The sequence below is a fragment of the Actinotalea fermentans genome, from assembly GCF_007991475.1.
Taxonomy (GTDB): Bacteria; Actinomycetota; Actinomycetes; order Actinomycetales; family Cellulomonadaceae; genus Actinotalea; species Actinotalea fermentans.
Genome location: NZ_BJYK01000009.1, coordinates 143751 through 159282 on the forward strand (window position 1 = coordinate 143751; position 15532 = coordinate 159282).

Consider the following 15532-nt stretch of genomic DNA (forward strand, 5'->3'; position numbering starts at 1 on the left):
GCGTCCCGGGCGACCGGCCGGGGACGCGAACGACCGAGGGCCGTACCCGATCGGGTACGGCCCTCGGTCGTGCTCGGTGGAGCTCAGGCGGTGGCCTCGACCTTCTTCGCCTCGACGACCGCCGTCTTCGGCGCGAGCTTCAGGAGCGCGAAGCCCATGAGGCCCCACAGGATGCCCATGCCGCCCGCGAAGAACGCGACGCCGAAGGCGATGACGGAGGAGAAGAGCGAGGTGCGCAGGAACGAGCCGTTCATGACGGTCGCGCGCAGCGGGTCCTCGCGGTCGAGCTCGGCGTAGGTCTTGCCGCCGGAGGCCTCGAGCGCGTGGTGGTTGATGATGTCGGCCTGCACGTAGGCGTCGAGCGGGCCGTCGACGACGTTGCCCTGGAACGCCATCGCGTCCTCGGGGATGACGATGTTCTCGGCGACGAGCTGGCCGCGCACGATGCCCCAGGTGACGCCACCGGCGATGACCATGATGGCGCCGGCGAGGAGGGCCAGGTAGCCGACGATCCGGACGGCCTTGGTGTTGCCCATGATGCGATCCCTTCCCAGGATTCAGGGTCCGGGTCCGGTAGCGCCGACCCCGGGGAGCTCACGTTCCGAGCTCATGGGATGAGCGTGCCAAATCCGCGGGCGCGCTGCCTGGGCCGATGGTCCGGTGGACCTTGGTCCTAATAATCACGGCCGTACATGATCATTCCTAGGGGAAAACCGGACATTCTGTCGGCGGATTAAAACCGTGGCACCGGCCAGGGCGCGCCACCCGGGCGCGCGACAGCGCCGGTGCCGCCCGGGCGCGCGACGGCGCCGGGCCCGCCCGGGACGCCTCGCCCTCAGCGCGCGACGGCGGCAGCGCGGGCGTACTCGGCCTGCGCCGCGGCCAGCGTCGCGCGCCAGCCCTGGAGCGGGCGGTGCACGACGGCGTGCCCCCGCAGCCGCTCGAGGAGCCCGCGGTCCGACGCGAGCCGCACCAGGGCGCGGGCCATCCCGGCGTCGTCGTCCACCAGCAGGCCGTCGACGCCGTCCGTGACGAACTCCGCGATCCCCGTCCCGCGTCGGGCCACCACCACGAGCCCGGCTGCGCGCGCCTCGAGCGCCGCGATGCCGAAGGCCTCGAGCACCGCCGGCGCCACGAACACGTCCGCGTCGGCGTACGCCGCCCGCACCTGCTCACGGGTCATCCGACCGCGCAGCGTCACGACGTCGGCCAGCCCACGCCGGCGCGCCCGGCGGGCCATCGCCACCCGCTGCGGACCGTCGCCGATGACGTCCAGGCGCAACGCACCCGGCGCCAGCTGCGCGACCGCGTCCTCGACGACGCCGAGCAGCGCGAGCCCCCGCTTGCGCGGCGCGAGGCGCATCGTCGCGACGCAGCGCAGCGGCCCGTCCGCCGGCGCCGACGCCCCCGGCGGGCGCCACGCCTCCAGGTCCATGCCGTTGGGCACCACGCCGACCGGCCCCCCGAACGCGGCCTCGACCCGCTCGGCGGCCGCCCCGCTCACCGCCGACAGCGCCACCGGCGCCCGGCGCCAGCGGGGACGGGCGGCGAGGCGCAGGGCCGGCACCGCGCCGTCGAGCATGCAGTGCCAGGTGATCGCCAGGGGCAGCCGCTCGCGCAGGGCGACCCGGGCGCCGTCGTACGCGAACGGCGAGACGACGCCCGCGTGCACGTGCACGACGTCGGGGGCGAGCCCGCGCATGACGGTGCGCATCCGCGGCACGGCCGCCGGGTTCACCGGGAGCTCGAACGGCAGCCGCGCGCCGAGCCGGTGCACCTGCACGCCGTCGTCGTCCTGCACGACGCCGCCGCGCTCGCCCTCCGGCCCCAGCGTCGCGGTCAGGACGTGCACCTCGTGCCCCGCCGCCACCTGCGCCCGGGCGAGGTCGCGCACCTGCGACTCGATGCCACCCGTCCGCGGGGCGTAGCAGTCGGAGACGTGGAGGATCCGCACCCGGCCAGGCTAGCCCGGCACCGGCCGCGGGGACGGCGGGCCCAGAGGGCCCACGTCTCCCCGCTCCGACAGCGGCGATCATGGTCGTGTGTCACCGACGACCCGCGCGCTGCACCTCCGCTTCGCCGTCTGCACGATCGCCCTCGTCGGTGCGAGCCTGCCGCTGCGCGGGCTCGCGCAGGGCGTCGTCCTCGAGGTCGCGCTGCTGCTGGCGCTGGGCTCGGTCCTGCGCGCCCGGCGCCGGTGGCGGCCGGCGTCGCGCCGCCCCTGGGACTGGCTCTGCGCCGGACTGCTGGTCCTCCTCGTCTACAGCGTCGTGTGGTTCGTCTGGCTCCAGGGCGCCACGGGTGCCGGCGAGGTGCTCGTCGCCGTCCCGGTCCTGACCTTCGGCGCGTTCGTGCTGGCGGGCACGGGCGTGCTGCTCCAGGGCGACGGTCAGAACCAGGCCCGCCTGCTCGAGTCCGGCACGGTGGCCGTCGCGATCGCCCTGGCGGTCTGGACGACGGCCGTCAGCCCCGGTCTCGACGGCGCCCCCCGCGCCGTCCGCGTCGCGTCGCTCGGCAGCCTGCTGGCGCTCGGCGCGACCACCGGCTGCCTCGTCACCCTTGCCCGGACGACGGTGGCCCGCGGCCCGTCGGTCGGCTACCTCGTGCTCGCCGCCGGCGCGACCACGGCCGGCTTCGTCGCCCGGGTGGCGACCACCACGCCCGAGCAGGTGGACGGCCAGTGGTGGGTGGTGCCGCTGTGGATCGTCGCCTTCTGCGCGACGGCGGCGGCCACCTGGCACCCCGCCGTCGCCCGGCTCGGCGAGCGACCCCGGAGCGCCACCCCCGGCCTGACGCCCGCGATGCTGCGCGCGCTCGGGACGGCCCTCGCGGTCGGCCCCACCGTGGCCGTCGTGCAAGGGCTCGTCGGGCGGCCCGTCGACGGCGTCTCGCTCGGCGTCGGCATGCTGGCGCTCCTCGTGCTCGTCGGCCTGCGTGTCCGGCTGCTCGTCCGCGCCCGGGAGGACGTGAACTCGCACCTGGCGCGACTGGCCCGGTTCGACGAGCTGACCGGCCTGGCCAACCGGCGGGAGCTCGGCCGGCGGCTCGCCCGGGCGCTCGAGCGCCTCGCCCGGGGCGAGACGGCGGCGGTCACCGTCGTCTTCTGCGACCTCGACGGGTTCAAGTCCGTCAACGACGCGCACGGGCACGGCACCGGCGACGCCGTCCTCGCCGTGGTCGCGCGTCGGCTGGCGGCCGCGATGCGGCCGACGGACCTCGTGGCGCGGTTCGGCGGCGACGAGTTCGTCGTCGTCGCCGACGGCGACGTCCGCAGCGAGGTGGTCCGTCGCGTCACCGCCGCCCTGGCGGACCCCGTCCACGTGGGCGACGAGCGCCACCAGGTGGGCGCGTCGATCGGGGCGGCCGTGGCGCGCGCGGGCGACGGGGCGACCCCCGGTCGCCTGCTCGCGGCCGCGGACGAGGCGATGTACTGCGACAAGCGGGAGCAGCGGGCACGGACGTCCGGCCGAGGGTGAACGACCACCGGTGACCGGCTGACGACGGACGCTCGTCACCGGACAGCGGTGACCGGTTGCCGGGTGAAGTCGGCACCGGGTCGGTCCGGGATGACTCACGGTCGACACGCCCGGACCGATGGGAAGGTGTGAGGAGACCGGCGAACGCCCGCACGGCGCACCTGGTCTTCGCCGTCCTCGTGATCACGGTGGCCGTCGTCGCCGTCACGGCGGGACGCCGCCCCGCGGCCCTCGTCGCCACCGCGACGGCGCTCGTCGTCATCGGCCGGCAGGTGGCGGTCGGCCTGGCGACCGGGCCGGCCTGGCGCGCGGTCCTGGCGGGCGTGGCGGTGCTGACGCTCGACGCCCTCGGCTCGGTGGCCGTCCCCGCACTGACCGGCATCCCCGACGCGGCGAGCGGCCTCAGCGCGGTCGCCCTCCCCCTGGGGTTCCTCGGGCTGCTGGCGGGGCCGCTCCTGCTCGTCTCACCGCCCGGTCGCCGCAACCCCGGTGCGCTCATCGACGCCGCCCTGGTCGCCATCACGGCGACCACCGTGCTCTGGGCGGTGGTCCTGCGCCCCCAGCTCGACCGGATCGATGCCACCCCGGCGACCGTCGTGACCAGCGTGCTGACCGTGCTCCTGTTCGGCGGCATGACGGGCGCCCTGCTCCGGTCCTTCCTGGCCCAAGGGGCCCGGCACGCGGGCGTCGGGTACGTGCTCGTGTCCGCGACCGCGGGTCTGGCGGGCAACGCGTTCAAGGTCCTCGCCACCGACGACGCGGCGGTCGGTGCGCCGTGGTGGGTGGCCGTCTTCTGGGGCCTGGCGTACGGCGGCCTCGCGGCGGCCAGCCTGCACCCGTCCGGCGCGGCGGTCGCCGTCCCGCCGTCCGCCGAGCGGCTCACGCGCACCCGGATCCTCGGCCTGGGCGGCGCGCTGCTCGCGGCGCCCGTGATCGTCGGCCTCCAGGCGGGCCTGGGCAGCCCTGTCGACGGCGTCCTGGTGGCCGCGAACGCCGTCGTCGTCGTCCCGCTCGTGCTCGGGCGCGTCGCGATGCTGGCCCGGCTGTACCACGCGGCCGAGGCGCGGCTCGCGCACCTGGCCGAGCACGACGAGCTGACCGGGCTCGCCAACCGGCGGGCGGTCACGTCGGCTCTGCGCGAGACGCTCGCCCGCGTGTCGGACGGGAGCTCGCCGGGCGCCGTCGTCGCCTTCCTGGACCTCGACGACTTCAAGTCGGTCAATGACGGCCTCGGGCACCCGACGGGCGACCGCCTGCTCGTGGCCGTGTCCGAACGGCTGCGCGGGCGGCTCCGCGCCGGCGACACGGTCGCGCGGTTCGGCGGGGACGAGTTCCTCATCCTGTGCGAGGGCGACCCGGAGGCCGTCGAGCGCCGCATCCGGGAGACCGTCGCCGCCGCGCTCGCCGAGCCGTTCGAGCTCGACGGGACCCGGCTGACCTGCCGGGCGAGCGTCGGCACCCGCGCCGTCCACCCGGGCGAGTCCACCCCTGTCGACGAGGTGCTGTCCGCCGCCGACGCCGAGATGTACCGCCACAAGGGACGGCCGGCCCGGGCGACATAGCCGTCCGCGCGCCCGGCCCGCTCATCGGGGCGTCCCGACGTGCCGATCTTGGGAGTGTGGCCGATCCCCCCGGCGACCCCTCGCCGCCGCCGTCGTCGGCGCCGCGCTCGTCGTCGGCGCCGCGCTGACGCGCGGCTCCGTCCAGGACGCCGGCGACGTCGTGGCCGGGCTCGCGACCTTCGGCCTCGTCGCCGAGGCACGCCGCAGGCGCGGCCGGCGCGCGCACGACAGCCTCACCTGGCTGCTGGCCGGGATCGGCGCCCCGGTCCTGGGCGATGCGACGTGGTTCGTGCGCGTGGACCTGCTCGGCCTGCCGGCACACTGGCTGCAGGCACTGCCGGCATCCCTCGCCTACCTCGCCCTGCTCGTCGCCGCCCTCCGCCTCCTGCTCGCCCCCCGTCCGCGGCCGAGCGGGGCGGTGCTCGACTCCGCCGTCATCGCCGTGAGCTGCGCCGTCGTGCTCTGGCAGCTCGTGCTCGGTCCCGTCACGGAGCGACTGGGCATGGAGGCCGGTGCGCAGCGCGTCGCGACGCTCGTCCTGCTCGTCCAGGCCGCCACCCTCGGCGCGGCCGTGACGATGCACCACACCAGCGCCGACCGTCCGGCGCCCCTCCTGCTCTTCTCGCTCGCCACGATCACGTTCACGGCCGCGAGCCTCGGGAGGGCGGTCGCGACCGCCCCGCACAGCGCGGTCGAGGCCTGGTGGCCCGGCCCGCTCCTGATCGTCGCCTACACCCTCGTCGCGTGCGCTCTCCTGCACCCGTCGGCCCCCGGGCTCCCCGACCGGGAGGTCCGGACCAGCGGCCACATCACGTCCGCCACGGTCATCGCCACAGGCTCCGCCCTGGCGGTGGGCCCGTCGCTGGGGATCGCGCACGAGGTCGCCGCGGGCGACTTCGACAACGTCCTGTCCGCCGCATCGACGCTGCTGCTCGTCCCCGTGGTGCTGACCCGCATCTGGCTGCTGTCGCGCTCCCGGGACGAGGCGGAGGCCAAGCTCGCCTGGATGGCCCGCTACGACGAGCTGACCGGCCTGGCCAACCGCCGGGAGCTCGGCGAGCGCCTGACCCAGTCCGTGGCGCGGGTCCAGGCCGGCGAGGTGCCCGCCGTCGTCGTGACGTTCTGCGACCTGAACGGCTTCAAGGAGATCAACGACGTGCACGGTCACCACGTCGGGGACGAGGTGCTGACCGTCGTGGCCCGCCGGCTGACGGCGAGCGTGCGCCAGGAGGACCTCGTCGCGCGCTTCGGCGGCGACGAGTTCGTGATCGTCGCCGAGGGCGACCCGGCGGTGCTGGCGAGCGAGACCGTGCGGCGGATCACCGAGGTGGTCGTCGAGCCGGTGCAGGTGGGCGGGGTGACGGTGCGGGTCGGGATCGCGACCGGCACGGCGATCGGGACGCCGGGGACCGGCCTGGACGCCGAGCGCCTGCTCTCGGCCGCGGACTCCGCCATGTACCGGCAGAAGCGCGCCCGGCACGGCGTCCTGCGCACCTCCCAGCTGCCCCGGCACGACACCGACCGGCGGCAGGCGGGCTGACGGCACGGTCCCTGCGGGCGGCTGCCCGACGGCGGCGCGCCCTCAGGACCGGCCGCTCACTCCCACTCGATGGTCCCCGGCGGCTTGCTCGTCACGTCCAGGACGACGCGGTTGACCTCGCGCACCTCGTTGGTGATGCGGCTGGAGATCCGCGCGAGCACGTCGTACGGCACGCGCGTCCAGTCCGCCGTCATCGCGTCCTCGGAGCTCACCGGGCGCAGGACGACCGGGTGCCCGTAGGTGCGGCCGTCACCCTGCACGCCGACGGAGCGCACGTCGGCCAGCAGCACCACTGGGCACTGCCAGATGGTCCGGTCGAGCCCGGCGAGCGTGAGCTCCTGGCGCGCGATGGCGTCGGCGGCCCGAAGCACCTCGAGGCGCTCGGCCGTGACCTCGCCGATGATCCGGATGCCCAGGCCCGGCCCGGGGAACGGCTGGCGCCAGACGATGCCCTCGGGCAGCCCGAGCTCGAGACCGACGGCGCGCACCTCGTCCTTGAACAGCGTCCGCAGCGGCTCCACGAGCTCGAACTGCAGGTCGTCGGGCAGGCCGCCCACGTTGTGGTGCGACTTGATGTTCGCGGCGCCCTCGCCGCCACCGGACTCCACGACGTCGGGGTAGAGCGTGCCCTGGACCAGGAAGCGCACCTCCTCGCCCGACGCGCCGCTCTCGGCGACGAGGTCGCGCGCGGCAGCCTCGAAGGACCGGATGAACTCGCGGCCGATGATCTTCCGCTTGGTCTCGGGGTCGGTGACGCCGGCCAGCGCGCCGAGGAACTGCTCGCGCGCGTCGACCACCACGAGCCGGACGCCCGTCGCGGCGACGAAGTCCTTCTCCACCTGCTCGGCCTCGCCGCGGCGCAGCAGGCCGTGGTCGACGAACACGCAGGTCAGCTGGTCCCCGACGGCGCGCTGCACCAGCGCGGCGGCGACGGCGGAGTCCACGCCGCCCGACAGGCCGCAGATGACCCGCGCGTCGCCCACCTGGGCGCGCACCGCGGCGACCTGCTCGGCGACGACGTTCCCGGCGGTCCAGTCCGGACGCAGGCCGGCGCCGCGGTAGAGGAAGTTCTCCAGGGCCCGCTGGCCGAGCGGGGAGTGCTTGACCTCCGGGTGCCACTGCAGGCCGTACAGCCGGCGCTCGCGGTCCTCGAACGCAGCGACGGGCGCGCCCGCGGAGCGGGCCAGCACGGTGAAGCCCTCGGGCGGGGCCGTGACGGCGACGCCGTGGCTCATCCAGACGGCCTGCTCGCCGGGCGACCCGGTCAGCAGCACGCCCGGCTCGTCCACCGCGACGGTGGCGGCCCCGTACTCGCCGGTGGCGGCCGCGTCGACGGCGCCGCCGAGCGCGTGCGCCATCGCCTGGAAGCCGTAGCAGATGCCCAGCACGGGCACGCCGGCGTCGAACAGCGCGGCGTCGACGGCCGGGGCGCCCGGCTCGTACACGCTCGCCGGCCCGCCCGAGAGGATGACGGCCGCCGGGTTGCGCTCGAGCATCTTCTCGACCGACCACGTGTGCGGCACGATCTCGGAGTACACGTGCGCCTCGCGCACGCGCCGCGCGATGAGCTGGGCGTACTGGGCGCCGTAGTCGACCACGAGCACCGGCCGCTCGGCGGCCGTCGGCGCGGCGGGCACGGGCGGGGTGGTCTCGGCGCTCGGGGTCTCCCCGTGAGGCTGGGTCACCCTCGTGAGTCTAGTGAGGGGCGCCTATCGCCCGGCGTCCGCGTCCGCGTCGCGGTGCACGCGCTTCTCCATCACGAAGGACATCACGGGCACGACGCCGGCGAGCACCATCGTCACGAGCCGGCCCCAGCCCCAGCGCAGCTTGCTCCACAGGTCGATCACCGTCACGAGGTACGCGACGTAGATCCACCCGTGCGCGAACGGCACCCACTCGATCCAGCGCAGCACCGAGTCGTCGACCTGCACGACGTACTTGAGCACCATCTCGGCCGTGAGGATCAGCAGCATCACGCCGGTGATCCAGGCCATCACGCGGTACCGCTGCAGGGCCGCTCGCACCTTCTCCATGGTCACCATCCTGCCCTGCCGCGCGTCGTGCCCCCGCCCGTCACGCGGCGAGCCCGCCGCGGCCGAGGTAGACGACGTCGGGCTCGGTCACCGGGAGCTCATGGAAGCCGAGGTGCGCGTAGAAGCCGCGCGCCCGGGTGTTGGCCGTCAGCACGCCCAGGTGCACGCCGGGCACGCCGCGGTCCGCGAGCGCGCCGAGGAACGCCTCGATCAGCGCCCGCCCGTGGCCGCCGCCCTGGTGCTCGGGCAGGACGTCGATGTGCAGGTGCGCGGGGTAGTCGGCGAGCTCGGGGCGGACGTTGTACTCGGGGTGGTGCAGCAGGTCGACGAGGTGCTCCTCGCGCGTCGTCGGCGTGGCCGGCAGGGGGTGGCGCGCGGCGACCGTCGGCAGCCAGCGGGCCCGCTGCTCGGCCGCCCAGCGGGCGGTGTCCGCCGTGCCGAGCACGTAGCCGACGACGCGCGCGCCGTCGTCGAGCACGAACGCCAGCTCGGGCTCCAGCGCGAGGTAGGGCCCGGCGAAGATGTCGCCCCACAGGTCGTCGCGGGAGAGCACGCCGCGGGCGTCCCCGCCGGACTCCGCGGTCCGCACGCACACGTCGTAGACGTCGGCCCTGTCCTGGGCCCGGTCGGGTCGGTAGCTGCGCAGCGTCACCACGCGCCCACCCTGCCCCATCCTCCGCGACGCCCGCACCCCACCCGCCCCTCTCAACTGGAGCACCGTGGCGCCGTCGTGCACCGGTTGAGCCGATCAGCCGCCACGGTGCTCCACTTGAGGGGTGGGAGGCTGGGGACGTGCCCGACGCCCTGCTGCTGCGCTCCGGCCACGCGATCGACGTGGCCGAGCTGCGCTGGCGCTTCTCCCGCTCGAGCGGTCCGGGCGGCCAGGGCGTGAACACGACCGACTCGCGGGTGGAGCTCTCGTTCGACGTCGCCCGCACGCCCGCCCTGCCGCCCGAGCTGCGCGAGCGCGCCGTCGCGCACCTCGCGCGACGCCTGACCGACGGCGTGCTCACCGTGGTGGCCGCCGAGCACCGCTCGCAGCTGCGCAACCGCGAGGCCGCCACGGCGCGGCTGGTGGCCCTCCTCGACGACGCCCTGCGCCCGCCCGCGGCCCCACGCCGGCCGACCCGCGCCAGCCGGGCCTCGCGGGCCCGTCGCGTCGCGGCCGAGCAGCACCGCTGCGAGGTCAAGTCGTTGCGGCGGACTCCCCCGCGTCGTCAGCCGGAGTGACGTCGGCCGCACCCTCGGCGGCGTCCTGCTCGACGGACCGCCGCGCCTCGTCGCGCACGAGGCGCACCCACAGGGCGACCGCGAACGCCCCGAACAGCCACCACTGCGCCGCGTAGGCGAGGTTCTGCAGGTCCCAGGCCCCCGTCGGCGGGTCGGGCAGCGGCGCGGGCAGGAGCGCCCCCTGCGCGGGCTCGACGGCGGTGAGCAGCAGGTAGCCCGTGTAGACCGGGCCGCCCCAGCGGTTGACCAGGGCCGCCGGGCTCACGTCCGCCACCTGACCAGGGGGCAGGTCCACGTCGTCGTGCGCGGGCTCGCCCACCTGCAGGACGCCGGTCACGGTCGCGTCACCGCCGGGCGCCGGGAAGGCCGCGGCGTCGCCGGCGTCGGGCACCCAGCCGCGGACGACGGCGAGGGTCGCGCCCGTGCCGTCCACGACGAAGGGGGTCACGACGAACAGGCCGGTCTCGCCCTCGCGCTCGCGGTCCGGCACGAGCACCTCGTCCGACCCGAACGTGCCCTCCGCGACGACGAGGCGCCGGTCGGCCACGCCCGTGAACGTCGCCTGAGGTGCCAGGACGTCGGCGAGCGGGACGGCGTCGGCGGCCTGCGCGGCCTGCGCCGCCTCGGCCTGGCGCGCGGACTGCTGCGCCCGGTCCAGCTGCCACACCCCCAGCCGCGCGCACACCGCCGCGATGGCGAGGAGCACGAGGAGGATGCCGAGCATGCGGGGCGAGCGCGCCGTCCGGCCGTAGGGGGGCCGGTCCTCGATCACACCGGCCACGGTACCTGCCCGCGCGCGCGACGCGTCCGCGCGCCCGGGTGGCACGGAACCGCAGGTCGGGATCGTCACGTGCGAACGTGCTTCGAGCAGTTCGTCCCGCACGAGGAGGGGCGGGCGATGGTGCGCCCGAGGGCCGGGATGTGATGCGATGAGCGCGTGCGGAGCGACCGCGGGCGAGATGGCCACATCGGGTCGCCTTTGTCGGGGCCGAACGTCCCCTGTCCTGGCCCACACGCACGGCAACCTAAGGAGCGGACCGGGACCCACCCGGCCGCCGGCAGCCCTGTGAGGAGAGCGTCATGACCTCAGTCCTGGACAGCCCCGCCGGCTGGCGCACCCGCGAGGTCGCGCCTCTCGACGACGAGACGCTCGAGCGCGTGGACAAGTGGTGGCGTGCCGCCAACTACCTGTCCGTCGGCCAGATCTACCTGCTCGACAACCCGCTGCTCGCCGAGCCGCTGCACCGGGACCACGTCAAGCCGCGCCTCCTCGGCCACTGGGGCACGACGCCGGGCCTGAACTTCCTCTACGCGCACCTCAACCGGGCGATCGCCGAGCGCGAGCAGTCCACGATCTACATCACCGGCCCGGGCCACGGCGGCCCGGGCCTCGTCGCGAGCGCCTACCTCGACGGCACGTACTCGGAGGTCTACTCCGACATCACCGAGGACGCCGAGGGCCTGCGCCGCCTCTTCCGCCAGTTCTCGTTCCCGGGCGGCATCCCGAGCCACGTCGCGCCCGAGACCCCGGGCTCGATCCACGAGGGCGGCGAGCTCGGCTACGCGCTCTCCCACGCGTACGGCGCCGCGTTCGACAACCCCGACCTGCTGGTCGCCGCGGTCGTGGGCGACGGCGAGGCCGAGACCGGCCCGCTCGCCACGAGCTGGCACTCCAACAAGTTCGTCAACCCGGTCCAGGACGGCGTCGTCCTGCCGATCCTGCACCTGAACGGGTACAAGATCGCCAACCCGACGGTGCTCGCGCGCATCGACGAGGACGAGCTCAGCGCGCTCATGGTGGGCTACGGGCACAAGCCGCACCTGTTCACCGCCGGCTTCGACGACGAGGACGCGCACTCGATCCACCGCCGCTTCGCGCTGGTGCTCGACGAGGTGCTCAACGAGATCGCCGAGATCAAGGACCGCGCGGCCCGCGGCGACGAGACCCGCCCCATGTGGCCGATGATCGTCTTCCGCACCCCCAAGGGCTGGACCGGCCCGGACTACATCGACGGCAAGAAGACCACCGGCTCGTGGCGCGCGCACCAGGTGCCGCTCGCGAGCGCGCGGGACACGCCCGAGCACCTGCAGGTGCTGCGCGAGTGGCTCGAGAGCTACGGCCCCGAGGAGCTGTTCGACGCCGACGGGCGCGTCTCCGCCGACATCCGCGCCCTGGCCCCCGCGGGCCACCTGCGGATGAGCGACAACCCGCACGCCAACGGCGGCCTGCTGCTCAAGGACCTGCGCCTGCCGGACTTCCGCGAGTACGCGGTCGACGTCCCGCGACCGGGCGGCTCGTTCGCGGAGGCGCCGCGCATCCTCGGCCAGTGGCTGGCCGACGTCATCCGGCTCAACCCGGACAACTTCCGGATCTTCGGCCCGGACGAGACCGCGTCCAACCGCCTGCAGGCCGTCTTCGAGGCGACCGACAAGCAGTGGAACGCCGAGTTCGAGGGGCCCGAGGTCGACGAGCACATGGCCCGCGCGGGCCGCGTGCTCGAGATGCTGTCCGAGCACCAGATGCAGGGCTGGCTCGAGGGCTACCTGCTCACCGGCCGGCACGGCCTGTTCAACTGCTACGAGGCGTTCATCCACATCGTCGACTCGATGGTGAACCAGCACGCGAAGTGGCTGAAGGTCACCGCGGACATCCCGTGGCGCCGGCCCATCGCGAGCCTGAACTACCTGCTGTCCTCGCACGTGTGGCGCCAGGACCACAACGGCTTCAGCCACCAGGACCCGGGCTTCATCGACCACGTGGTCAACAAGAAGGCCGAGATCGTCCGGGTGTACCTGCCGCCGGACGCCAACACCCTCCTGTCGACCTACGACCACTGCCTGCGCAGCCGCGACTACGTCAACGTCGTGGTCAGCGGCAAGCAGCCGGCGCCGAACTTCCTGACCATGGAGCAGGCGATCGCGCACTGCACGCGCGGCGTCGGCATCTGGGACTGGGCCGGCACCGAGGTCGAGGGCCAGCAGCCCGACGTCGTGCTGGCGTGCGCGGGCGACGTGCCCACGCTCGAGGTGCTGGCGGCGGCGCACATCCTGCGCGAGCGCGTGCCGGTGCTCAAGGTCCGCGTCGTCAACGTCGTCGACCTCATGCGCCTGCAGGACGCGCGGGAGCACCCGCACGGCCTGTCCGACCGCGAGTTCGACAACCTCTTCACCGCCGACCGGCCGATCGTCTTCGCCTACCACGGCTACCCGTGGCTCATCCACCGCCTCACGTACCGCCGCAACGGCCACGACAACCTGCACGTGCGCGGCTACAAGGAGGAGGGCACCACGACCACGCCCTTCGACATGGCGATGCTCAACGACATCGACCGCTACAAGCTCGTCATCGACGTCATCGACCACGTCCACTGGATGCGGTCGGGCCAGGCGAACCTGCGCCAGGAGATGGTCGACGCGCGGCTGCGGGCCCGGGCCTACACGCGCGACCACGGCGAGGACATCCCCGAGGTCCGCGACTGGGTGTGGCCGGACGCGGGCGAGACCGGGACCGCCGAGGGCGGCCCGCAGCAGGACCAGGTGTCGGCCACCGCCGCCACCGGGGGCGACAACGAGTAGTAGGAGCCATGGCACGCAGCTTGTACATCACCTCCTCCGAGGGCGACACCGGCAAGTCCACGATCGCGCTCGGCATGGTCGACCTGCTCAGCCGCACGGTGCGGCGGGTCGGGGTCTTCCGCCCGGTCGCCCGGTCCTCGGACCAGCGTGACTACGTGCTCGAGGTCCTCCTCGCGCACGACGGCGTCGACCTCACCTACGACCAGTGCGTCGGGGTGACGTACGAGGACGTGCACGCGGACCCGGAGGCGGCGCTCGCCCGCATCGTCACGCGGTACCACGACATGGCGCGCGAGTGCGACGCCGTCGTCGTCGTCGGCACCGACTACACGGACGTCGCGGGACCGACCGAGCTCGCCTACAACGCGCGCATCGCGGCCAACCTCGGCGCGCCGGTGCTCCTGGTCGTCAGGGGCACCGGCCGCCGGCCGGACGCCATCCGGCAGGCGGCGGAGGTGAGCCTCGCGGAGCTGCGCGCGCAGCACGCGGAGGTGCTCGCCGTCGTCGCCAACCGGTGCGAGCCGGAGCAGGTGACCCAGGTCAAGGACGCGCTCGCCGCGACGGGGCTGCCCGCGTGGGCGGTGCCCGAGGACCAGCTGCTCGCCGCGCCGACCGTCCGCGCGGTGATGGAGGCCGTCGAGGGCCGCCTCGTGGCCGGTGACGAGGCGCTCCTGTCGCGCGAGGCGCTCGACGTGCTCGTCGGCGCGATGTCGCTCGAGCACCTCATGGAGCGCCTCACCGACGGCGCGATCGTCATCACCCCGGGTGACCGGGGCGACATCCTGCTGGGGCTCGTGTCCGCGCACGCCGCGGACGGCTTCCCGTCGCTCGCGGGCATCGTGCTCAACGGCGGCTTCGAGCCGCCGGAGGTCATCACCCGCCTGGTCAGCGGCCTGGGCCAGCGGCTGCCGATCATCGAGACCGAGCTCGGCACGTTCCGGACGACGAACCGCGCCGCGGCGGTCCGCGGCCGGCTGTCGTCGGACTCCCAGCGCAAGGTCGACACGGCGCTCGCGCTCTTCGAGCGGCACGTGGACGGCCCCGAGGTGCTGCGCCACCTCGACGTCTCCCGGACGTCGGTCGTGACCCCGCTGATGTTCGAGTACGAGCTGCTCGCCCGTGCGCGGGCCGACCGCAAGCACATCGTGCTCCCCGAGGGCAGCGACGACCGCATCCTGCGGGCCGCGTCGACGCTGCTGCAGCGCGACGTCGCCGACCTGACGATCCTCGGCAACGAGGCGGGCATCCGGGCCCGCGCGACCGAGCTGGGCCTCGACATCGCCGCGGCGAAGGTGCTCGACCCCAAGGAGGGCGAGCTGTTCGAGCGCTTCGCCCACGAGTACGCCGAGCTGCGCAAGCACAAGGGCATGACCGTCGAGCGGGCGCGGGAGATCGTCGGCTCGGTGTCCTACTTCGGCACGATGATGGTCCAGGACGGGATCGCGGACGGCATGGTGTCCGGCGCGATCCACACGACGGCGCACACCATCCGGCCCGCGTTCGAGATCATCAAGACCACGCCCGACGTGTCGATCGTCTCGAGCGTGTTCCTCATGTGCCTCGAGGACCGGGTGCTCGTCTACGGCGACTGCGCCGTGAACCCCGACCCGACGGCGGAGCAGCTCGCGGACATCGCGATCTCCTCGGCCGAGACCGCCAAGCAGTTCGGCATCGCACCGCGCATCGCGATGCTGTCGTACTCCACGGGCGAGTCGGGCACGGGCGCCGACGTCGACAAGGTCCGCGCCGCGACCGCGCTGGTGCGTGAGCGCCGCCCCGACCTCGACGTCGAGGGCCCCATCCAGTACGACGCCGCGGTCGACGCGTCGGTCGCCAAGACGAAGATGCCGGACTCGGCCGTGGCCGGCCGCGCGACGGTGTTCGTCTTCCCCGACCTCAACACCGGCAACAACACCTACAAGGCCGTGCAGCGGTCGGCCGGCGCCATCGCCATCGGCCCGGTGCTGCAGGGCCTGCGCAAGCCCGTCAACGACCTGTCCCGCGGCGCGCTGGTGCAGGACATCGTCAACACGGTGGCCATCACCGCCATCCAGGCACAGGCCATGAGCCCCTCGAAGGAGAGCAAGTGAGCGAGCAGGTCCTGGTCGTCAACTC

The 15532-nt window shown here is 74.5% G+C and carries 12 protein-coding genes; 6 read left to right on the plus strand and 6 right to left on the minus strand.

The window, feature by feature from the left end; genetic code table 11:
- Positions 1-83: 83 nt before the first annotated feature.
- Both AFE02nite_RS12550 and AFE02nite_RS12555 read right to left on the minus strand, forming a co-directional pair.
- Complete coding sequence (locus AFE02nite_RS12550) at positions 84-536, minus strand: hypothetical protein (protein WP_034249770.1); 453 nt, start codon at positions 534-536, stop codon at positions 84-86.
- A gap of 299 nt (positions 537-835) precedes the next feature.
- Positions 836-1954 (minus strand): glycosyltransferase family 4 protein, encoded by a 1119-nt coding sequence (locus tag AFE02nite_RS12555; RefSeq protein ID WP_146819771.1) that lies wholly within the window; start codon positions 1952-1954, stop codon positions 836-838.
- An 88-nt stretch (positions 1955-2042) separates the two neighbouring features.
- Here AFE02nite_RS12555 and AFE02nite_RS12560 point away from each other — a divergent pair, with 88 nt between their 5' ends.
- From AFE02nite_RS12560 to AFE02nite_RS12570, 3 genes are all read left to right on the plus strand, one after another.
- Positions 2043-3476 carry a GGDEF domain-containing protein gene (locus AFE02nite_RS12560; RefSeq protein WP_052113881.1) on the plus strand — a complete coding sequence of 478 codons (1434 nt, stop codon included), beginning with the start codon at positions 2043-2045 and terminating at the stop codon, positions 3474-3476.
- 128 nt (positions 3477-3604) lie between these two features.
- Positions 3605-5038, plus strand: coding sequence for a GGDEF domain-containing protein (locus AFE02nite_RS12565; RefSeq protein WP_034247705.1), 1434 nt, complete (start codon positions 3605-3607; stop codon positions 5036-5038).
- A 160-nt stretch (positions 5039-5198) separates the two neighbouring features.
- The gene (locus tag AFE02nite_RS12570; protein WP_034247707.1) at positions 5199-6578 is read left to right on the plus strand and encodes a GGDEF domain-containing protein; all 1380 of its coding nucleotides are present in this window, start codon (positions 5199-5201) and stop codon (positions 6576-6578) included.
- A gap of 56 nt (positions 6579-6634) precedes the next feature.
- Here AFE02nite_RS12570 and guaA read toward each other — a convergent pair whose 3' ends face one another.
- From guaA to AFE02nite_RS12585, 3 genes are all read right to left on the minus strand, one after another.
- Positions 6635-8215, minus strand: coding sequence for a glutamine-hydrolyzing GMP synthase (gene guaA, locus AFE02nite_RS12575; RefSeq protein WP_034247712.1), 1581 nt, complete (start codon positions 8213-8215; stop codon positions 6635-6637).
- Positions 8216-8287: 72 nt separating this feature from the next.
- A complete protein-coding gene (locus AFE02nite_RS12580) occupies positions 8288-8611 on the minus strand; it encodes a DUF3817 domain-containing protein (RefSeq protein WP_261765609.1) in 324 nt (107 codons plus the stop codon).
- Between the two features lie 40 nt (positions 8612-8651).
- The gene (locus AFE02nite_RS12585; protein WP_034247713.1) at positions 8652-9263 is read right to left on the minus strand and encodes a GNAT family N-acetyltransferase; all 612 of its coding nucleotides are present in this window, start codon (positions 9261-9263) and stop codon (positions 8652-8654) included.
- 140 nt (positions 9264-9403) lie between these two features.
- Between AFE02nite_RS12585 and arfB the strand changes: the two genes are divergently transcribed.
- Positions 9404-9841, plus strand: coding sequence for an alternative ribosome rescue aminoacyl-tRNA hydrolase ArfB (gene arfB, locus AFE02nite_RS12590; protein WP_146819772.1), 438 nt, complete (start codon positions 9404-9406; stop codon positions 9839-9841).
- Here the strand turns inward: arfB and AFE02nite_RS12595 are convergent.
- On the minus strand, positions 9798-10613 hold the full coding sequence (locus AFE02nite_RS12595; RefSeq protein WP_146819773.1) for an SURF1 family protein: 816 nt from the start codon (positions 10611-10613) through the stop codon (positions 9798-9800). The two genes, arfB and AFE02nite_RS12595, sit on opposite strands and share 44 nt — an antisense overlap.
- 308 nt (positions 10614-10921) lie before the next feature.
- Here AFE02nite_RS12595 and AFE02nite_RS12600 point away from each other — a divergent pair, with 308 nt between their 5' ends.
- Together AFE02nite_RS12600 and pta are read left to right on the plus strand one after the other, a co-directional pair.
- The gene (locus AFE02nite_RS12600; RefSeq protein WP_052113903.1) at positions 10922-13417 is read left to right on the plus strand and encodes a phosphoketolase family protein; all 2496 of its coding nucleotides are present in this window, start codon (positions 10922-10924) and stop codon (positions 13415-13417) included.
- A gap of 8 nt (positions 13418-13425) precedes the next feature.
- A complete protein-coding gene (gene pta, locus AFE02nite_RS12605; RefSeq protein WP_034247762.1) occupies positions 13426-15507 on the plus strand; it encodes a phosphate acetyltransferase in 2082 nt (693 codons plus the stop codon).
- Positions 15508-15532 lie beyond the last annotated feature (25 nt).